The 3357-nt window shown below is 32.6% G+C and carries 3 protein-coding genes and 1 pseudogene; 2 read left to right on the forward strand and 2 right to left on the reverse strand.

Features of this window, described 5'->3' with window-relative positions:
- Positions 1–90 (forward strand): annotated as a pseudogene (locus tag ACJ5GX_RS07845) (IS200/IS605-like element ISW1 family transposase); the annotation flags it as partial.
- Here ACJ5GX_RS07845 and ACJ5GX_RS07850 read toward each other — a convergent pair.
- Complete coding sequence (locus tag ACJ5GX_RS07850) at positions 87–371, reverse strand: hypothetical protein (RefSeq protein ID WP_096097260.1); 285 nt, start codon at positions 369–371, stop codon at positions 87–89. The pseudogene ACJ5GX_RS07845 and the gene ACJ5GX_RS07850 overlap by 4 nt on opposite strands.
- A 154-nt stretch (positions 372–525) precedes the next feature.
- Between ACJ5GX_RS07850 and ligA the strand changes: the two genes are divergently transcribed.
- Positions 526–2481, forward strand: a complete 1956-nt coding sequence (gene ligA / locus ACJ5GX_RS07855; protein WP_007301909.1) for an NAD-dependent DNA ligase LigA — start codon at positions 526–528, stop codon at positions 2479–2481.
- A gap of 104 nt (positions 2482–2585) precedes the next feature.
- Here the strand turns inward: ligA and ACJ5GX_RS07860 are convergent, their stop codons facing one another.
- A complete protein-coding gene (locus ACJ5GX_RS07860) occupies positions 2586–3179 on the reverse strand; it encodes a hypothetical protein (protein WP_230609086.1) in 594 nt (197 codons plus the stop codon).
- Positions 3180–3357: the final 178 nt, after the last annotated feature.

The raw sequence follows: 3357 nt of genomic DNA on the forward strand, positions 1-3357 counted from the left end.
GGAAATGTAACTGACGAAATGATAAAAAATTATATTGAAAATCACTCTAAAAAAGAAGATAAATTTGGTGACTTTCAAGTCGAAAGTTAGCATTCTATGCTCTCTCTCAATCTTTGGATTTTAATCCATAGTGGTTGAATAGCTTTCTCTTCAGCTAAAGTTAGCATTTTTCCTTCTATTTTTTTTACTTCATCTTGAGCTGCTTTTCTAGCTTCTAGTTTTAAATCGTTACCCATTTTAGATATTACTTGATTCGCAGCTTCTTTTGCTGTTTTGCTTATACCAAGAATTTTATCAAACATTCCTGCACGATACACTTGAGAGCCGAAGTTTGATTCGTCAGCCAAATTTTTGTAATTGTATTCTTTCATAATGTACTCCTTAATTTAAAAACTATACTAACATTAATATACAAGTACAAAAATTATATTAATATTAGTATTGCTTTTCAGGGCAGTAGTATAAATTTATAGTACCTTTTGAAAAAATTCATGACTTGACGGCAAAGAGCATTATATTGGTATCATGACTGACTTGGAAAAGATGAGAGAAAAACTGCAAAATCAAATTAATTATCATAATATCTTATATTATCAAAAAAGTAAGCCAGAGATAAGTGATGCTGAATATGATGAACTGAAAAAAAAGTTAGCTGCAATAGAGCCAGAAGCTTATGCAACACAAGATAGTGTTGGTGCTCCGCCTGATGAGAGATTTTCTAAGGTGGAACATCAAGAACCTATGCTTTCTCTTGAGAATGCTTATGATGAACAAGGTGTAGAAAAATTTTTGTCTAAAATAAAGAGATTTTTAATTGCAGATGAAATAGAGATATTATGTGAGCCAAAAATTGATGGATTGTCATTTTCTGCAATTTATGAAGATGGGAAATTTGTTAAAGCTGCAACTCGAGGTGACGGTTTTGTAGGAGAGGATGTAACTCACAATGTTGCAACAATAAAAGGCTTTCCTAAGTTTTTACAAGATGTGCAAGGAAGACTAGAAGTAAGGGGTGAAATATATATCAGTAACAGCGACTTTTTAAAGTTAAATGAAAATAATGAATTCGCTAATCCTCGAAATGCAGCTGCTGGTTCTTTAAAGCAATTGAATGCGAACATTACAGCAAAAAGGCCTCTTAGATATTTTGCTTATTCTTTAATTGGTGGAATAGAGAAAAGTCAAAGTGAAGTACTAGAAAAACTTGAGAAACTTGGTTTTTGCGTAAATGAGCATCGTTCCTTAACAAGTAGTTTGAATGGAATGCTAAAGTTCTATAACGAGATCTATGATTGTCGTTATAACTTGGATTATGATATCGATGGGATAGTCTATAAAGTGAATGATTTGGTGCTACAAAGTCGTCTGGGAAGTACACACAAAGCGCCACGCTCAGCGCTTGCATATAAGTTTTCTGCGATTTATGCGAAGACAAAGTTAAATAAAATATTTATACAGGTGGGTAGAACGGGGGTTTTAACTCCAGTTGCAGATTTGGTACCAGTTAATATTGGCGGAGTGCTAGTTAGCAGAGCAAGTCTACATAACCAAGATGAGATAAAACGTAAAGATATAAGAGAAGGAGATGTTGTAACAATTAAAAGAGCTGGAGATGTAATTCCTCAAATTGTCAAAGTAGATGAAGGTTCTCGTCATACAAATATGCCTGAATTTGTTTTTCCTGACATATGTCCTGAATGTGGTAGTAAAGTGCAGATTGAAGGAGTGGCAGTAAGATGTCCTGAAGAATTTAATTGCAAGGCTCAAATAGTAGAAAAACTAAAACATTTTGTGTCAAAAGATGCATTTGACATTGTTGGCCTTGGTGAAAAACAAATAAAGTTTTTTTATGATCTGGAACTAATAAGACAAATTCCAGACATTTTTATTTTAGAGGAAAGATTAAAAGAGTTTTCCTTAAAAGAGCATCATGGTTGGGGCGAGAAGTCAATAGCTAATCTATTAAGTGCTATACAAAGCAGAAGAGTAATCTCTCTAGATAGGTTCATATTTTCTTTGGGTATCAGATTTATCGGCCAAGTTGTAGCAGAATTGCTCGCAAATTATTATGTATCTTATGATAACTGGTATAATTCGATGTCATCAAATGATGTTGAGTTGGTAGGTATAGATGGTATAGGAGAAAAAGTAGCTGAATCTTTAAAATCGTTTTTTTCTCAGGAACGTAACATTAAAATGTTAAATGATCTTACTGCATATCTGCAAATTCTTCCTGTGAGCTCCAACTCTAGCGATTCTTTTTTGAATAACAAAATTATAGTGTTTACTGGTAAGCTACGTGCTATGAGTAGAGGGGAGGCAAAAGTAAGAGCTAAAGTTTTAGGGGCAAAGATCAGTTCAAGCCTTTCTACTAAAACTGACTATTTAATTGCAGGAGAAGATCCAGGTTCAAAATATAAAAAAGCAATGGAATTGGGTGTGGAAATTTTAGATGAAGAACAGTGGAACAGATTGTGCTAAACACAACTTAATCTGACGGGAATGAATTAACTGATAGAAGAATTGAAAACTAATATCAGACTCTTATTTAATACAATTGAACACTCCTTGCTCTTTATAAACAGTTATGCAACAAAGCAAGTTAAATAGCTAAGCACCCCTCTAATATATGATTTCTCTTTAACTTTTTCTAAATATGGACTAGGTAATTCTTCCTTATCTACAGATTCGAAATCATCTTTCTCAAGAAACAACTCATGTATTATTTGTGCTAGTATCATAAAGTCTTTCTTTTTAGGGGACCGAACAAAGCCTGGATATTGCTCATCATGTGCAGTTTTTTCATAAACAGATTGAATGAAAGTAGATATTCTTTTTTCTAATTTTCTCAAATTTTCTACCAATTGCTTTTCCCCTGGTAAAGGTATTTGAAGCTTTTTTTGCTTTAACACCTCCTTTTCTGATATGTGACCAGAATCGTTAATAAACTTACGTGTTATTTGCTCTAACCTTTCCAAGTCTATTTCTGTATTATAATAAGAAAGAGCTGGATAATTTTCATCTTGGCACAGCTTATTCTGATAATCAGAAGCTTCAATAAACTTATTTACTATTTCTTTTAATTTTTGTAAATCATTTAGCTCTTGATTGGAATATTGAATAATTCTTTCTTCTGGATAATGCTTGTTCAGCTTTGCAAGATATTTTTTCAGCTCCACCCACCACTTATATTTAGCAGATTTTTCTTGTTTTTCTATTTTATTGTCCCAAATTTGGGAGAAAAACCCTGGACTTGAAGTCCATCCTTTTAAGAATATAATTTTAAGGTGAAAAATCTGAAAGAATGTGGAATATTATAGAAAAAGCAGTCACTCTGTATATATATCACATAGTGTG

It is taken from the genome of Wolbachia endosymbiont of Tuta absoluta, assembly GCF_059414725.1.